Source organism: Piscinibacter sp. PDB5-1 (assembly GCF_056676035.1).
This window is the reverse complement of sequence record NZ_JBWVZL010000002.1, coordinates 275,070-289,443: the sequence shown is the minus strand read 5'-3', so window position 1 is coordinate 289,443 and position 14,374 is coordinate 275,070. Positions and strand designations below refer to the sequence as shown.

The following is a 14,374-nucleotide window of genomic DNA, read 5'->3' as shown; positions in this document are numbered from 1 at the left end:
GCTCAGGGCGAACGGTTGTGATTGGTTTTGAATCAGGAATGGACCATGCAAATTGAAACACCCCCGACCGAACGCCGCTACGAGCGGCCCGACGGCGAACGCCGTGGCCTCGTGCTCGTCCACACCGGCGACGGCAAGGGCAAGAGCACCGCGGCCTTCGGCCTCGCGCTGCGTGCCCATGGCCGGGGCAAGCCGGTGAAGATCTACCAGTTCATGAAGGTGCCTTCGGCGCGTTTCGGCGAGCACCGCATGTTCGAGCAACTGGGCGTGCCCATCGAGGGCCTGGGCGACGGCTTTTCGTGGAAGAGCAAAGACCTCGACCACTCGGCCCAGCTTGCGCGCGACGGCTGGGCGCGTGCTGAAGCAACCATCCGCGCGGGCGAGCACTTCCTCGTCGTGCTCGACGAGATCACCTACCCGCTGCGCTACGGGTGGATGCCGCTCGAAGCCGTGCTCACCTGCCTGCGTGAACGCCCGCCGCATGTGCACGTGGTGCTCACCGGCCGTGGTGCGCCGCCCGAGCTGGTCGAACTGGCCGACACGGTGACCGAGATGACGCTCGTGAAGCATCACTTCAAGGCCGGGGTGCCCGCGCAGCGCGGCATCGAAGATTGACCGACGCCCTGCGCCCACCTGGGCCATCATCGCCCCCCCGATGACCTCTGCCTTCGCCTTGCTGCTCGCCTGGGTGCTCGACACCGCCTTCGGCGAGCCCCCCAACCGCTGGCACCCCGTGGCCTGGCTCGGGCGCGTGCTGTGGCCGCTCGGCTGCCGGCTGCGTGTGCTCGCGCCCCGAGCGGCCTTGCTCGGCGGCGCGCTGGCGTGGTCGGTCGTGGTGGCCGCAGTGGGTGCGCTCGGCTTCTGGCTCGAAGCGGCCCTCGCGCACAGCGCCTGGGGTGTGGTCGCCGTGGCGCTGGCGCTCAAGCCGAGCTTTGCGTGGCGCATGCTGCGCGACGAGGTGCGCGCGGTCGAGTCGGCCCTGGCGCAAGGCATCGGGCCTGCACGCGAGCGGCTGGCCCGCTTGGTGAGCCGCGACGTCAGCCAGCTCGACGAAGCGCAGGTGCGCGAAACCGCCATCGAGACCCTGGCCGAGAACCTCAACGACTCGGTGATCGCGCCGCTGTTCTGGTTTGCCGTCGCCGGCCTGCCCGGGGCGCTGATCTACCGCGCCGCGAACACGATGGACGCGATGTGGGGCTACCGCGGCGTCTGGGAATGGGCCGGCAAGTGGGCCGCGCGCGCCGACGACGTGCTGTCGTTCGTGCCCGCCCGCCTCACCGCCGCCCTGCTGCGCCCGCGCTTTGGCGCGGCGGCCAGCGCCGAGTTGCGCCGCGAAGCGATGCGCACGCCCTCGCCAAACGGCGGCTGGCCGATGGGCGCGATGGCCTTGCAACTGCGCGCGCGCCTGTCCAAGCCCGGTGTGTATGTGCTGAACGACGCGGGCCACGCGCCCACCGCGGCCGACCTGACCGAGGCGCTGCGCCTGTCGGGCCGCGCGGCTTGGGTGGCCGTGGGCTTGGCGCTGCTCGGGCTGGTCCTCGTGGCGCTGGTGTGGCCGGGGGGCGGGGCATGGGCGTGACGTCGAAGCTTGCCCCCGGGCACGACCACGGCGGGCCCGACGCCGCCGGCGTGCCGCGCTGGGATTTCTCGACCAACGCCAACCCCTGCGGCCCCGCGCCGATGGCGCTGGCGGCCGTGCGCGAAGCCGACGCGAGCCGCTACCCCGACCCCGCCTACGCCGAGCTGCGCGCGTGGCTCGCCGCCCTGCACGGCGTGCCGGCGCAGCGCATCGTGGTGGCGGCCAGCGCCAGCGAATTCATCCAGCGCCTCACGCACACCGTGGCGCGGCACGAACCCCACGCCAGCGTGCACGCGCCGAGCCCCGGCTATGGCGACTACCGCCGCGCCGCCGAAGCCTGCGGCCTGCCGCTGCGGGCCGCCGGTGACGCCCGCCTCGTGTGGCACACCGAGCCGGCCAGCCCGCGCGGCAGCACCGCCCGCGCGCCGCTCGTGCGCGACGAAGCCCTGCTCGTCATCGACACCGCCTACGAACCGCTGCGCCTCGACGGCGCCGCTGCCGTGCCACCGGCCACCGCGTGGCGCCTGGTGTCGCCCAACAAGGCGCTGGGCCTGACCGGCGTGCGCGGCGCCTACGCCATCGCACCCGCCGGGGCCGACGTCTGGCTCGACCGCCTCGCGCACACCGCGCCGTCGTGGCCGCTCGGCGCGCACGGTGTGGCGATGCTGTCGGCCTGGGCGCGCGACGACACGCAGGCCTGGGTGCGCGCGTGCCAGCCCACGCTGCGCGCGTGGAAGCAGCGCCTGCTCGACCAGCTCACCGGCATCGGCTGGACGTGCGAGCCGAGCGTCACGCCCTTCTTCGTGGCGCGCTGCGAGCGGGCCGATGCCATCGACCGATTGCGCGCGCACGGCATCAAGCTGCGCGACGCCACCGGCCTGGGCCTGCCGGGCGCGATGCGCGTGAGCGTGCAGCAACCCGAGGCGCAAGACGCGCTGGTCGCCGCCTGGCACGCCTTGCCATGACCGCGCGCGCCCTCATGGTGCTCGGCACCACCAGCAACGCCGGCAAGAGCTGGCTCACCACCGCGTTGTGCCGCTGGTACGCCCGCCAGGGGCTCAAGGTCGCGCCCTTCAAGGCGCAGAACATGAGCAACAACGCGCGGGTCGTGCCAGGCCTCGATGGCTGTCCGGGCGAGATCGGCAGCGCGCAGTACTTCCAGGCGCTGGCCGCGCGTGCGCAGCCCGAGGTGCGCATGAACCCGGTGCTGCTCAAGCCCGAGCGCGACACCGCCAGCCAGGTCGTCGTGATGGGCGAGGTGCGGCCCGACCTCGCCGCCGTGCCCTGGCGCCAGCGCAGCGAAGCGCTGTGGCCGCATGCGCGCGAGGCGCTGCACGCGCTGATGCGCGAGAACGACTTGGTGCTGATCGAAGGCGCGGGGTCGCCGGCCGAGATCAACCTGCACGCGAGCGACTACGTGAACATGCGCACCGCCCGCGAGGCGAAGGCCGCGTGCCTGCTGGTGACCGACATCGACCGCGGTGGCGCTTTCGCCCACCTCTACGGCACCCACCAGTTGCTGCCGGCCGATGAACGCGCGTTGATCCACGGCTTCGTGCTCAACCGCTTCCGGGGCGACGCCGCGCTGCTGGCGCCCGGCCCGCAGCAGTTGCAAGACCTGACCGGCGTGCCCACGCTTGCCGTGCTGCCGATGTGGCGTGGCCACGGCCTGCCCGAGGAAGACGGCGTGTTCGACGACGCGCCCAGCGGCGCCCACGAAGGCCTGCAGATCGCCGTCGTCGCCTACCCGCGCATCAGCAACCTCGACGAGTTCCAGCCGCTGCGCAACCTGCCCGGCGTGCGCCTGCGCTGGGCGCGCACACCGGCCGATTTGGCCGGTGCCGACTGGGTGGTCCTGCCCGGCTCCAAGCACACCAGCGGCGACCTGGCCTGGCTGCGCGCGCAAAAGCTCGACGCCGCCATCAACGCCCACGCCGCGCGCGGCGGTGCGGTGCTGGGCATCTGCGGCGGCCTGCAGATGCTGGGCGAGTCGCTGATCGACCCGCACGGCATCGACGGCAACGCGGCGGGCCTCGGGCTCTTGCCGCTGGTCACGCAGTTCGCGCGCGACAAGCGCCTGGCCCGCACCCACGCCCGCTTTGCCGCGCTGGGCGCGCCCTGGCAAGCGCTCGACCCTGTGAGCTTCGAGGGCTATGAGATCCGCCACGGGCAAACGGTGCAGCATCCGGCCCTCGCGCGCGCGACCGAGGTGCTGCGCAACGCCGAGGGCGAGCCGATCGGTTGGCAGCAGGGCGCGACGCTGGGCGTCTATGCCCACGGCCTGTTCGAGTCGCCCGAGGTGCTGCGGGCGCTGTTCGGTGCCACGGTGCCCACGCTCGATGCGGTCTTCGACGGCCTGGCCGATTTCGTGGACGCGCATTTCGCGCCAGGTTCGCTCCACGCCCTCTTGCAGAAGGGGCGTGGCTGATGGCTTTTGTCGATTCGCTGCCGACTTCGTCGCCCCGTCAAAACAACAACATGACCCCCGACCTTCCTTCCGTCGCCGCCGTGCATGACGCGGCGCTCGCCCAGGCCCTTCAGCACCGCCTCGACCGCAAGACCAAGCCGCTCGGCTCGCTGGGCCGAATCGAGGCGCTGGCGATGCAGGTCGGGCTGATCCAGCGCCGCGAGTCGCCGCGTTTCGAATCGCCGCAACTGGTGGTGTTCGCCGGCGACCACGGCCTTGCCGCGCACGGCGTGTCGGCCTACCCGAGCGACGTGACCTGGCAGATGGTCGAGAACTTTCTCGCCGGTGGTGCGGCCGTCAGCGTGCTCGCGCGCCAGCACGGCATTGCGCTGACGGTGGTCGATGCTGGCGTGAACCACAGCTTTGCGCCACGGCCCGGCCTGGTGCTTCGCAAGATTGGCCCCGGCACGAACGACATGCGCCGCGGGGTGGCTATGGGCACCGCGCAGTGCCTGCAGGCGATCGACGCCGGCCGCGAAGTCGTGCGCGCCTTGCCCGGCAACGCGCTGCTGCTCGGCGAGATGGGCATCGGCAACACGTCGAGCGCGGCGCTGCTGCTGTCGCAACTCACCGGCGAAGACCTGGCCGATTGCGTGGGCCGCGGCACCGGTCTCGACGACAACGGCCTGGCGATGAAGCTGATGGTCTTGCGCGAGGTGCAAAAGCGCCACCGCGAAGCGACCAACCCGCTGCACGCGCTGGCTGCGATGGGGGGCTACGAGATCGCCATGCTGGTCGGCGCCGTGCTGCAGGCCGCGCACGAGCGCCGCACGGTCGTCGTCGATGGCTTCATCGTCGGCGCGGCGGTGCTGGTGGCCGCGCGCCTCGTGCCCGAGGTGCTGGGCTACTGCGTGTGGGCGCATTACTCGGCCGAGAGCGGCCACATGCGCATGCTGCGGCACCTGGGCGCGCAGCCGCTGCTCGACCTGGGCCTGCGCCTGGGCGAAGGCTCGGGTGCTGCGCTCGCGTGGCCCTTGCTCGTGAGCGCGCTGCAGTTGCTCGACCAGATGGCGAGCTTCGAGTCCGCGGGAGTGTCCGACCGGTCCACCGCACGATGAGCGCCGCCTTCGACTGGCGCCACGAACTGCGCCTGTTCTTCGTGGCGGTGCAGTTCCTCACGCGCGCGGGGGTGCCCTCCTGGGTGGGCTTCCAGCCCGACTGGCTCAACGCGAGTGCGCGCTACTTTCCGCTGGTGGGCTTCTTTGTCGGTGTCGTGGCGGTCTGCGTGGTCGCGGTCGCCACGCGCTTCGTGTCGCTCGATGCGGCGCTGTGGCTCGCGCTGATCACCACCGTGGTGTTCACCGGGGCCTTCCACGAAGACGGCCTGGCCGACACCTTCGATGCCCTCGGCGGCAGCGCGAGCCCCGAGCGCGCACTCGAGATCATGAAAGATTCGCGCCTGGGCACCTATGGCGTCGTCGCGCTGGTGCTGACGCTGGGCCTGAAGGTGTCGCTGCTGTCCACGCTGCCGATCGCGTCGCTGTGCGCGGCCTGGCTGCTGGCGCACACCGCGTCGCGCGCGGTGCCGGTGGTGCTGATCCGCCAACTGCCCTATGTGGGTGACCCGAATGCGTCCAAGGCCAAGCCGCTCGCACAGGGCGTGTCGCGCGCCACGCAGACGGTGGCGCTGCAGTGGGTGCTGGGTGTGGCCGCGCTGCTGTTCTTGTGGCGCATGCACTGGTGGGCGCACGTGCTCGCCGGCCTGGCCGGCGCGGTGCTCATGGCGCTGTGGTGCCGCAACTGGTTCGCGCGCCGGCTGGGTGGCATCACCGGCGACACGCTCGGTGCGGCGCAGCAGCTCACCGAGCTCGCGGTGCTGATCGGCTGGGTGCTGATGCAGAACGTGATGCGCATGTCATGGTGAGCCCGGTGCCGGCGGGTGGGCGGTGGTGACGTCTTTGTGGCTTTGGCGGCACCCGCGCCCCGAAAGTGCCGTGGGCCGCTGCATCGGCATCACCGACCTCGCGGTCGATCGCCGCCGGGCCAAGCGCTTGGCCCACCGCATCCGCCAGGCCGTGCGCCGAGAAGGTGGTCCGCGCGAGGTGTGGACGTCCCCGCTGCAGCGCTGTGCCGACGTGGGCCGCTGGCTGCGCCGCTGGGGCTGGCGGCACCGCATCGACGCCCGCCTGCGCGAACTCGATTTCGGCCGTTGGGACGGCCAGCCGTGGCCAGCCATCGGCGCCGAGGCGGTGGACGCCTGGTGCGCCGACTTCGCGCACCACGCGCCCGGCGAGGGCGAGGCCGTGCTCGCGTTGATGGCGCGCTGCGAGGCCTGGGTGCAGTCGCTGGAGGGGCGGCCCGTGTGCGTGGTGGCCCACGCCGGGTGGATCAACGCCTGGCGCTGGGTGCAGGCTGGCAAGACGCCGCCCTTGCTCGCCGCCGATTGGCCCGCCGCCGTGGCTTACGGCGAGCGCGTGGCCGAGCCGGGCCCGGTCACGCCGCCGCGCGCAAGCCCTGCGGTGCCGAGTCGCACCATGCGCTGACGGCGCACTGCTCGCACAGCGGCCGGCGCGCCTGGCACACGTAGCGCCCGTGCAAGATCAGCCAGTGGTGGGCATCCACCAGGTACTCGGCGGGCACGCGCTTCAGCAGCTTCAGTTCGACTTCGAGCGGGTTCTTGCCCGGCGCGAGCCCGGTGCGGTTGCTCACGCGGTAGATGTGCGTGTCCACCGCCATCGTCGGCTCGCCGAAAGCCACGTTGAGCACCACGTTGGCCGTCTTGCGGCCCACGCCCGGCAGCGCCTCGAGCGCCCCGCGCGTGCGTGGCACCTCGCCGCCGTGTTGTTCGACGAGGATTCGGCAGGTCTCGATCAGGTTCTTGGCCTTGTTGCGAAACAAGCCGATCGTCTTGATGTGCTCCGTGACCGCATCCAGCCCGAGCGCCAGCATCTTCTGCGGCGTGTTGGCCACCGCAAAGAGCCGGCGCGTGGCCTTGTTGACGCCCACATCGGTGGCCTGCGCTGACAGCAGCACGGCGGCCAGCAGCTCGAACACGTTGGTGTATTCCAGCTCGGTGACAGGGTTCGGGTTGGCGGCCCGAAGCGTGGCGAAAAAGGGCTCGATGGACGCGGCTTTCATGGCCGCGCATTCTGGCAGCGGCCAGTGATTGGGCTCTTTGAACGCGCGCCTGCTCAGCGCGGCGCCGATGCCGGTGGCGGCGGGCCCGTGGGCGAACTGGGTGGAATGGGAATCACCGGCGGGTCCGAGGCCGGACCGGCGGGCGGTGTGGCAAAGGCGAACGCCTGGGGCCACCCGCCGGTCTTGGGCGCAGCAGGCACCGATTGATCGCCGCAACTGCCCGGCCCGGCCACCGCCGCACCGATCGCCGCCAGCAGCGTCAGGGCCTTGAGCATGGCAGGGGCTCCACGGCGCGGTGCGCACCAATGAGGCGGGCCGCCCGCATGCGCGCGCGCTGGCGTTGCAGCGCTCGCAACGCGCGAGCCACCGCGAACTCAGTAACGCGCCTGCAACTCACGGATTTGCTGCCGGGCTTCATCTTGGCGAATCCCGTAGGTGCGTTGCAACTTGCCGGAATGCTGTTCGCGCTCGCCGCGTTCGATGGCCTGGTCGTCGCGGGTCCATTGGCCCCAGTTCTTGCGAACCTTGCCTTTGATCTGCTTCCACTGGCCAGCCATGCGATCGCGGTTCATCTCGGCTCCTTGCTGCGGTTGAGTGGACCGGTCTGGCCGCCATGGGCGGGTGCTTCTGACCGTTCCTGAGACGCAGCGTAGGGTGTGCGCCCGAGTGCCCACGTCGGTGGCGCTCAGCGTGACTTGTGGGATCGGGCCGCGACCTTCTGTAGGAATGTGCCCACAGGTGCCGGCACCGGCCAGGGGGTCAGTCCAGCCGGCGGGCCCGCGCGCGCGCCAGCATCTCGGCGATCAGCGCCTTCTTGTCGGCGGCTGCGGCGGTGGGCGCTGCGGGAGAAGGAGGCGAAGCGCCGGGGGGCGCGGCCATGGGCGCTGCGGCGCGCGCGGCCAGGCGTTCGCGCCGCTCGCGCTCTTCACGCGCCAGGCGGTCGCGGTGGAAGTCGTAGCGCGAGCGCGCCTCTTTGGCGGCTTCGGCGCTCCAGGCGTCCCAGCCGGTGCGCGTTCCGCTGGCATTGACGAGCGAGATGCAATCGACCGGGCACACCGGCACGCACAGCTCGCAGCCGGTGCACAAGGCGTCGATGACCGTGTGCATGCGCTTCGGCGCACCGACGATGCTGTCCACCGGGCAGGCGTCAAGGCACAGCGTGCAGCCGATGCACCAGTCTTCGTCGATGACGGCCAACTGGCGCGGCCCTTCGTGGCCGTGGGCCGGGTTCAGGGGCAGGGCGGGGCGGCCCGTCAAGGCGGCCAGACGGTGCACGCCGGCATCGCCGCCGGGCGGGCACTGGTTGATGCCGACTTCTCCAGCGGCGATGGCCTCGGCATAGCGTCGGCAGTCGGGGTAACCGCAGCGCGTGCATTGCGTCTGCGGCAGGGCCGCGTCGAGCGCTTCGACCAGGGCCGGGCCCTGGCGGATGGGGGCACTCACGCCCGCATGGCGCGACGCGGCATCTGCGTCATCGCGCTTTCTTGCGCTGCGGCGTGCTGCGCGCTTGCGCCGTCATCGAAGACTTGCTCGCGGCGGCCCGCTTGGCGGTGCGCGCGTTCGCCGCCTTGGCAGGCTTGGCGACCGGCTTTTCCGACTGGTGGGTGGCGATGAAGTCGCGCACCATCGGGTACACCTTCTCGCGCCACTTGCTGCCCGAGAAGATGCCGTAGTGGCCGGCGCCCTTGACGTCGTAGTGGAACTGCCGCTCTTTCGGGATGCCGGTGCACAGATCGTGTGCCGCACGCGTCTGGCCCGCACCCGAGATGTCGTCCAGCTCGCCCTCGATGGTGAGCAGCACGCTGTCGGTGATGTCTTGCGGGCGCACCAGTTGGCCCTCGACTTCCCAGGTGCCGTTGACCAGCGCGAAGTCCTGGAACACCGTCTTGATGGTGTCAAGGTAGTACTCGGCCGGCATGTCGAGCACGGCGTTGTACTCGTCGTAGAAGGTGCGGTGGAACTCGGCGCTGTCGTCGTCCCCGCGCATCAGGTCGAGGAAGTAGTCGTAGTGCGAGTTCAGGTGGCGGTCCGGGTTCATCGCGATGAACCCGCTGTGCTGCAGGAAGCCCGGGTACACCGCGCGCCCCGCACCGGGGTAATTCACCGGCACGCGGTGGATCACGTTGTTCTCGAACCAAGCGTAGCTCTTGTTCGTGGCCAGGTTGTTGACGGCCGTGGGGCTCAGGCGCGCGTCGATCGGGCCGCCCATCATCGTCAGCGTGCGCGGCGTGGCTTCGCCGTTGCTCGCCATCAGCGACACGGCGGCAAGCACCGGCACGGTTGGTTGGCACACCGACATCACGTTGACCTCGGGTCCGATGTGCCGGATGAAGTCCTGCACGTAGAAGATGTAGTCGTCCAGGTGGAAGGGGCCGGCTTCGAGCGGCACCATGCGCGCGTCGGTCCAGTCGGTGATGAACACCTTGTGATCGACCAGCAGCGCCCGCACCGTTTCGCGCAGCAGCGTCGAGTGGTGACCCGACAGCGGCGCGACCACCAGCACGGTCGGCTGCTCTTTCATCTTGCCCAGGAGTTCCTGGTTGTCGGTGAAGCGCTTGAAGCGCAGCAAGCGGCAGAACGGTTTCTCGATGGCGACTTGCTCTTGCACGGCGACGTCCACGCCGTCCAGCTTGACCGATGTGATGTTGAAGGCCGGCTTCTCGTATTCCTTCGCCAGCCGGTGCATCAGGTCGAGCCCGGCGGCCACACGCTGCGCCATCGGCGTGTGCGTGAAGGGCGACAGCGGGTGGCTGTAGAGCTTGGACGAGGCGCTGGCGAACTCCGAGAAGGGGCTCAACAACGCACGGTGGGCTTCATAAAGCTGGTACAGCATGAGGATTCCTCGCGGGGCAGGGCGACGCAGCGGTCGGGATTTGTGCGTCGCAGCATTCTAGGCACGCACTTTTGATCGTGCACCCAATTGGGCCTTGGAAAACCTCAAAAAGCGGTGGAAAAGCGGAATGACTCGCCCCACGAGTTGCGGGGCAGGTGTTTCCCTCTTTTCAAACGTCGAACGGGTGCGCTGGAATGCCCCGCCGCCGGCCTGGAGCCGGCGGTCAGCTCACCTTGGCGATCGCCGAGACGACCGCGTCGATGTTCTTGCTGTTGAGCGCGGCCACGCAGATGCGGCCCGAATCGACCCCGTAGATGCCGAACTCGCTGCGCAGGCGCTGCATCTGGTCCTTGCTGAGGCCCGAGTAGCTGAACATGCCCTTCTGGCGCGTGATGAAGCTCACGTCCTGCTTCACGCCAGCGGCCTGCAGCTTGGCCTGCAGCGCTTCGCGCATCTGCTTGATGCGCACGCGCATGCCGGCGAGTTCGTCTTCCCACATCGTGCGCAGGGCCGGCGTGGTCAGCACCGTGGCGACCACTTGCGCGCCGTGCGTCGGCGGGTTCGAGTAGTTGGTGCGAATGACGATCTTCAGCTGGCTAAGCACGCGGCCGGCTTCTTCTTGGCTCTCGCAGGCCACGCTCAGCGCGCCAACGCGTTCGCCGTAAAGCGAGAAGCTCTTCGAGAACGAGGTCGAGACGAAGATGTTGATGCCGGCGGTCATGAACTGGCCGATCACCGCGCCGTCTTCGGCGATGCCCTCGCCGAAGCCTTGGTAGGCCATGTCGAGGAAGGCCACCAAGTTGCGGCTCTTGATGGCCTGGATGACGTCGCCCCACTGCGCCGGCGTGAGGTCGTAGCCGGTCGGGTTGTGGCAGCAGGCGTGCAGCAGCACGATGGTGCCGGCCGGCGCGGCGTTCAGCGCGGCCAGCATGCCTTCGACGTTGATGCCGCGCTTGGCGGCGTCGTAGTACGGGTAGGTCTCGACCGTGAAGCCGGCGCTGGTGAACAGGGCGCGGTGATTTTCCCAGCTCGGGTCGCTGATCAGCACCTTGGCGTTCGGGTTCAGGCGCTTCAGGAAGTCGGCGCCGATCTTCAGGCCGCCGGTGCCGCCGATGCCTTGCACGGTGGCGATGCGGCCTTCTTTCACGGCCGCGCTGTCGGCGCCGAACACCAGGCCTTGCACGGCCTTGTCATAGGCCGCGATGCCGTCGATGGGCAGGTAGCCGCGCGCCTTGGGCGCTTCGAGCATCTGGCGCTCGGCTTCGGCCACGCACTTCAGCAGCGGCAGCTTGCCGTTGTCGTCGTAGTACACGCCCACGCCCAGGTTCACCTTGTTCGGGTTCGGGTCGGCGTTGAACTGCTCGTTCAGGCCCAGGATGGGGTCGCGGGGGGCCATTTCGACGGCGGCGAACAGCGAAGTCATGGTGACAGTCCTTGTCAGTAGAGCGGCGGAGAGAGAGGTGAGGTCTTGGGGTTTTGGGCTACCCTGCGCGGTCGCCCTTCGGCCCGCTGCAAGTGGCGAACCGCCAACGAAGGTCGCGAATTTTATCTGCCATGCCCGAGCCCACCGCCGTCGAAGACACCGCCCCCGTCGCAGGGGAGTTCGTGAGCTTCCCCGATTCACCCTTCCAGCTGTTCCAGCCGTACCCGCCGGCGGGGGACCAGCCGACCGCCATCGCTCGGCTCGTCGAGGGCATGGAAGACGGGCTGAGCTACCAGACGCTGCTGGGCGTCACCGGCTCGGGCAAGACCTTCACGATGGCCAACGTGATCGCCCGCATGGGCCGCCCGGCCATCGTCTTCGCCCCCAACAAGACGCTGGCCGCGCAGCTCTACAGCGAGTTCCGCGAGTTCTTTCCGAAGAATGCGGTCGAGTACTTCGTCAGCTACTACGACTACTACCAGCCCGAGGCCTACGTGCCTCAGCGCGACCTCTTCATCGAGAAAGACAGCTCGATCAACGAGCACATCGAGCAGATGCGCCTCAGCGCCACCAAGAGCCTGCTGGAGCGGCGCGACGTGGTCATCGTGGCCACCGTGTCGGCCATCTACGGCATTGGCAACCCGAGCGACTACCACCGCATGGTGATGACGCTGCGCGTGGGCGACAAGATGGGCCAGCGCGACGTGATTGCGCAGCTCATCCGCATGCAGTACACGCGCAACGAAATCGACTTTTCCCGCGGCTCGTTTCGCGTGCGCGGCGACACGATCGACGTGTTTCCGGCAGAGCATTCAGAACTGGCGATTCGCATCGAGCTCTTCGACGACGAGGTCGAATCGCTGCAGCTCTTCGACCCGCTGACCGGCAAGATCCGTCAGAAGATTCCACGCTTCACCGTGTACCCGTCCAGCCATTACGTGACGCCGCGCGACCGCGTCGTGGCGGCCATCGACACCATCAAGGCCGAACTGCGCGAGCGGCTGGCCGAGCTGGTGGCGGCCGGCAAGCTGGTCGAGGCCCAGCGCCTGGAGCAGCGCACGCGCTTCGACCTCGAAATGCTGCAAGAGATCGGCCATTGCAAAGGCATCGAGAACTACACCCGGCACCTGTCGGGCTCGGCGCCCGGCGAGTCGCCCTCGACGCTGGTGGACTACCTGCCGCCCGATGCGCTGATGTTCCTCGACGAATCGCACGTGCTGATCGGCCAGTTGGGCGGTATGTACAACGGCGACCGGGCGCGCAAGACCACGCTGGTCGAATATGGCTTTCGCCTGCCGAGCGCGCTCGACAACCGGCCGCTGAAATTCGAAGAGTTCGAAAAGAAGATGCGCCAGGTGGTCTTCGTGTCGGCCACGCCGGCCGACTACGAGAAGACGCACACCGGGCAGGTCGTCGAACAGCTCGTGCGTCCCACCGGGCTGGTCGATCCGGTGGTCGAACTGCGACCCGCCACGCACCAGGTCGATGACGTGCTGCAGGAAATCCGCGACCGGGTCGAGAAGAACGAGCGCGTCCTCATCACCACGCTGACCAAGCGCATGGCCGAGCAGCTGACCGACTACCTGGCCGACAACGGCGTGAAGGTGCGCTACCTGCACAGCGACATCGACACCGTCGAGCGGGTCGAAATCCTGCGCGACCTGCGCCTGGGCACCTTCGATGTGCTCGTCGGCATCAACCTGTTGCGCGAGGGGCTGGACATTCCCGAGGTTTCGCTGGTGGCCATCCTGGACGCCGACAAGGAGGGGTTCCTGCGCTCGGAACGGTCATTGATCCAGACCATCGGCCGCGCGGCTCGCAACCTGAACGGGCGGGCCATCCTGTACGCAGACCAGGTCACCGACTCCATGCGGCGGGCCCTGGACGAGACCGAACGTCGTCGGCACAAGCAAATTGCCCATAACCTGGCCGAGGGTATTACGCCCCGCGGCGTGCAAAAACAGATCAAGGATTTGATCGACGGCGTGTACTCCGAGAAGTCCGGAAAGGACGACCTCAAGGCCGCCCAAAACGCGGCCGAAGTCGAAGCGCTCTCGGAAAAAGACCTCGGCAAGCGCATCAAGCAGCTTGAGAAGCAGATGCTCGAACACGCGCGCAACCTCGAATTCGAGAAGGCCGCCCGCGTGCGCGATCAACTCTCGCTCTTGCGCGAGCAAGCCTTCGGGGCGCCGGGCACCGACAACATCGTGCCGATTTCGAAGTAGTCTTGCGGCGTTGCGCAGTGCAACAAATCCCTGCGCGCACCAGGGAACTTCGGGCGGCAATGCCGACCGAATCAGTCGGCTTCAGGTAAACTTGAGCAATCTCGTCGGACTCTCCAGGGGTTCCCCCACCCTTGCCGCCGGGCCCAAGAAAGCCATGAAGACGCCCGTTGATTCAAATTGTTTTGCCTTTTCGGCATCAGGAGGAAATTCATGCGTCTGACCACCAAAGGCCGTTTTGCCGTGACCGCGATGATCGACTTGGCATTGCGTGAGAACACAGGCCCTGTTGCGCTGGCCGCCATCAGTGCCCGCCAGCAGATTTCGCTGTCCTACCTCGAGCAGCTTTTCGGCAAGCTGCGCCGCCATGAACTGGTGGAAAGCACGCGTGGCCCCGGCGGCGGTTACGCCCTGGGCCGCAAGTCCGAAGAAATCACCGTCGCCGACATCATCGTCGCCGTCGATGAACCGATCGACGCCACCGGTTGTGCCGGCAAAGAGAACTGCATGGGCGAGGACTCGGGCCGTTGCATGACGCACGACCTGTGGGCCAGCCTCAACGCCAAGATGATCGAGTACCTCGACTCGATCACGCTGCGCAAGCTGGTCGATGAGCAGCTCGCCAAGGGCGTCTCGATCGAAGAACAACCCGTCAAGCGCGCGATCTCGACCCAGCCGGTCGTCAAGCCGATCAAGATCACCGCGCCCAATTCCGTTTTCGCCCTCGGTGGCTCGCTGACCAAGTAAGCAGCGCCCGCCGTCCTGCCACGCC

The 14,374-nt window shown here is 68.8% G+C and carries 15 protein-coding genes; 9 read left to right on the top strand and 6 right to left on the bottom strand.

What is annotated here, in order from left to right; genetic code table 11:
- Positions 1-45: 45 nt before the first annotated feature.
- The 7 genes from cobO to AC1KAT_RS08650 are packed head-to-tail and all read left to right on the top strand — an operon-like array spanning position 46 to position 6,529.
- The gene (cobO, locus tag AC1KAT_RS08680; RefSeq protein ID WP_480324842.1) at positions 46-615 is read left to right on the top strand and encodes a cob(I)yrinic acid a,c-diamide adenosyltransferase; all 570 of its coding nucleotides are present in this window, start codon (positions 46-48) and stop codon (positions 613-615) included.
- Between the two features lie 40 nt (positions 616-655).
- Complete coding sequence (gene cbiB, locus AC1KAT_RS08675) at positions 656-1,579, top strand: adenosylcobinamide-phosphate synthase CbiB (RefSeq protein ID WP_480324840.1); 924 nt, start codon at positions 656-658, stop codon at positions 1,577-1,579.
- Positions 1,570-2,544 (top strand): aminotransferase class I/II-fold pyridoxal phosphate-dependent enzyme, encoded by a 975-nt coding sequence (locus AC1KAT_RS08670; RefSeq protein ID WP_480324838.1) that lies wholly within the window; start codon positions 1,570-1,572, stop codon positions 2,542-2,544. Before cbiB ends, AC1KAT_RS08670 begins: the two co-directional genes overlap by 10 nt.
- Entirely contained in the window at positions 2,541-4,007 is a 1,467-nt protein-coding gene (locus AC1KAT_RS08665; protein WP_480324836.1) for a cobyric acid synthase, read from the top strand. The genes AC1KAT_RS08670 and AC1KAT_RS08665 overlap by 4 nt, the downstream gene beginning before the upstream one ends.
- Positions 4,008-4,057: 50 nt before the next feature.
- The gene (cobT, locus tag AC1KAT_RS08660) at positions 4,058-5,104 is read left to right on the top strand and encodes a nicotinate-nucleotide--dimethylbenzimidazole phosphoribosyltransferase (protein ID WP_480324834.1); all 1,047 of its coding nucleotides are present in this window, start codon (positions 4,058-4,060) and stop codon (positions 5,102-5,104) included.
- On the top strand, positions 5,101-5,910 hold the full coding sequence (cobS, locus tag AC1KAT_RS08655; RefSeq protein ID WP_480324832.1) for an adenosylcobinamide-GDP ribazoletransferase: 810 nt from the start codon (positions 5,101-5,103) through the stop codon (positions 5,908-5,910). The genes cobT and cobS overlap by 4 nt, the downstream gene beginning before the upstream one ends.
- A gap of 22 nt (positions 5,911-5,932) precedes the next feature.
- On the top strand, positions 5,933-6,529 hold the full coding sequence (locus tag AC1KAT_RS08650) for a histidine phosphatase family protein (protein ID WP_480324830.1): 597 nt from the start codon (positions 5,933-5,935) through the stop codon (positions 6,527-6,529).
- Here the strand turns inward: AC1KAT_RS08650 and nth are convergent.
- The 6 genes from nth to AC1KAT_RS08620 form a co-directional block, all read right to left on the bottom strand.
- Positions 6,480-7,124 carry an endonuclease III gene (gene nth / locus AC1KAT_RS08645; protein WP_480324828.1) on the bottom strand — a complete coding sequence of 215 codons (645 nt, stop codon included), beginning with the start codon at positions 7,122-7,124 and terminating at the stop codon, positions 6,480-6,482. The two genes, AC1KAT_RS08650 and nth, sit on opposite strands and share 50 nt — an antisense overlap.
- Positions 7,125-7,177: 53 nt before the next feature.
- Positions 7,178-7,399, bottom strand: coding sequence for a hypothetical protein (locus AC1KAT_RS08640; RefSeq protein ID WP_480324826.1), 222 nt, complete (start codon positions 7,397-7,399; stop codon positions 7,178-7,180).
- A gap of 99 nt (positions 7,400-7,498) precedes the next feature.
- Positions 7,499-7,696 carry a CsbD family protein gene (locus AC1KAT_RS08635; RefSeq protein ID WP_480324824.1) on the bottom strand — a complete coding sequence of 66 codons (198 nt, stop codon included), beginning with the start codon at positions 7,694-7,696 and terminating at the stop codon, positions 7,499-7,501.
- A 187-nt stretch (positions 7,697-7,883) separates the two neighbouring features.
- Positions 7,884-8,567, bottom strand: a complete 684-nt coding sequence (gene rsxB, locus AC1KAT_RS08630) for an electron transport complex subunit RsxB (RefSeq protein WP_480324822.1) — start codon at positions 8,565-8,567, stop codon at positions 7,884-7,886.
- A 28-nt stretch (positions 8,568-8,595) separates the two neighbouring features.
- Positions 8,596-9,957, bottom strand: coding sequence for a polyhydroxyalkanoate depolymerase (locus AC1KAT_RS08625; protein WP_480324820.1), 1,362 nt, complete (start codon positions 9,955-9,957; stop codon positions 8,596-8,598).
- A gap of 223 nt (positions 9,958-10,180) precedes the next feature.
- Positions 10,181-11,380: an amino acid aminotransferase gene (locus tag AC1KAT_RS08620; protein ID WP_480324818.1), complete on the bottom strand. Its 1,200-nt coding sequence runs from the start codon at positions 11,378-11,380 to the stop codon at positions 10,181-10,183.
- Between the two features lie 131 nt (positions 11,381-11,511).
- Between AC1KAT_RS08620 and uvrB the strand changes: the two genes are divergently transcribed.
- Both uvrB and iscR read left to right on the top strand, forming a co-directional pair.
- A complete protein-coding gene (uvrB, locus tag AC1KAT_RS08615; RefSeq protein ID WP_480324816.1) occupies positions 11,512-13,605 on the top strand; it encodes an excinuclease ABC subunit UvrB in 2,094 nt (697 codons plus the stop codon).
- A gap of 210 nt (positions 13,606-13,815) precedes the next feature.
- A complete protein-coding gene (gene iscR, locus AC1KAT_RS08610; protein ID WP_480324814.1) occupies positions 13,816-14,349 on the top strand; it encodes a Fe-S cluster assembly transcriptional regulator IscR in 534 nt (177 codons plus the stop codon).
- Positions 14,350-14,374 lie beyond the last annotated feature (25 nt).

Bases quoted from the DNA above. Each gene is read 5' to 3' on its own strand.
- cobO (WP_480324842.1), top strand. From the start codon at position 46: ATGCAAATTGAAACACCCCCGACCGAACGCCGCTACGAGCGGCCCGAC.
- cbiB (WP_480324840.1), top strand. From the start codon at position 656: ATGACCTCTGCCTTCGCCTTGCTGCTCGCCTGGGTGCTCGACACCGCC.
- AC1KAT_RS08670 (WP_480324838.1), top strand. From the start codon at position 1,570: ATGGGCGTGACGTCGAAGCTTGCCCCCGGGCACGACCACGGCGGGCCC.
- AC1KAT_RS08665 (WP_480324836.1), top strand. From the start codon at position 2,541: ATGACCGCGCGCGCCCTCATGGTGCTCGGCACCACCAGCAACGCCGGC.
- cobT (WP_480324834.1), top strand. From the start codon at position 4,058: ATGACCCCCGACCTTCCTTCCGTCGCCGCCGTGCATGACGCGGCGCTC.
- cobS (WP_480324832.1), top strand. From the start codon at position 5,101: ATGAGCGCCGCCTTCGACTGGCGCCACGAACTGCGCCTGTTCTTCGTG.
- nth (WP_480324828.1), bottom strand. From the start codon at position 7,124: ATGAAAGCCGCGTCCATCGAGCCCTTTTTCGCCACGCTTCGGGCCGCC.
- AC1KAT_RS08640 (WP_480324826.1), bottom strand. From the start codon at position 7,399: ATGCTCAAGGCCCTGACGCTGCTGGCGGCGATCGGTGCGGCGGTGGCC.
- AC1KAT_RS08635 (WP_480324824.1), bottom strand. From the start codon at position 7,696: ATGAACCGCGATCGCATGGCTGGCCAGTGGAAGCAGATCAAAGGCAAG.
- AC1KAT_RS08625 (WP_480324820.1), bottom strand. From the start codon at position 9,957: ATGCTGTACCAGCTTTATGAAGCCCACCGTGCGTTGTTGAGCCCCTTC.
- AC1KAT_RS08620 (WP_480324818.1), bottom strand. From the start codon at position 11,380: ATGACTTCGCTGTTCGCCGCCGTCGAAATGGCCCCCCGCGACCCCATC.
- uvrB (WP_480324816.1), top strand. From the start codon at position 11,512: ATGCCCGAGCCCACCGCCGTCGAAGACACCGCCCCCGTCGCAGGGGAG.
- iscR (WP_480324814.1), top strand. From the start codon at position 13,816: ATGCGTCTGACCACCAAAGGCCGTTTTGCCGTGACCGCGATGATCGAC.